This window comes from Bartonella sp. AA83SXKL (assembly GCF_042196965.1).
Classification (GTDB): domain Bacteria; phylum Pseudomonadota; class Alphaproteobacteria; order Rhizobiales; family Rhizobiaceae; genus Bartonella.
The window spans coordinates 1-548 of the sequence record NZ_JBHIRG010000338.1; the positions used below are offsets into that span (position 1 = coordinate 1).

The 548-nt window shown below is 42.5% G+C and carries 1 protein-coding gene; it reads left to right on the forward strand.

All coding sequences use genetic code 11. The annotated features are described in order from the left end of the window. Positions 1–398 (forward strand): transketolase-like TK C-terminal-containing protein (locus ACFINO_RS11510; protein ID WP_375655982.1); only part of this gene is annotated, 398 nt, incomplete at its 5' end. Positions 399–548: the final 150 nt, after the last annotated feature.

Sequence of the window (548 nt, forward strand, 5' to 3'; positions counted from 1 at the left end):
CTTATGAATTACTCACCGCCAGTGATGATGCGCAAGTGACCCTGTTTGCTTCCGGTTCAGAATTGCAGATTGCCGTACATGCACATGCAGTCTTAGAAGAAAAGGGAATCCCAACGCGTGTGGTTTCTGTACCTTGTTTTGAACTCTTTACACAGCAATCTCCCTCCTATCAGAGGGCTCTCATTGGTGATGCACCGATTAAAATTGCCATTGAAGCTGCACTCCGGCAAGGTTGGGACTATTTTATCGGCACTAATGGGGTGTTTATTGGCATGCAAGGATTTGGTGCCAGTGGGACCATCGATGCGCTTTATGCGCACTTTGGCATCACTTGTGAAAATGTGGTCGCTGCCGTTGAAAAAAAACTTGAAGACATCCATAAGGAAAATGTGAAATAAATGCTCATGGTGCTATGAACCATTTTGATCATCGTGGGTGCGATCGTTTTTATGCCATCGTAGAAAGTTAATAAGTGATTCTTTATGATTTGGAAATCATTGAAATGAATAGTCAGATGTTGTGCTATGAAAAGATCAATGAGGTGAATA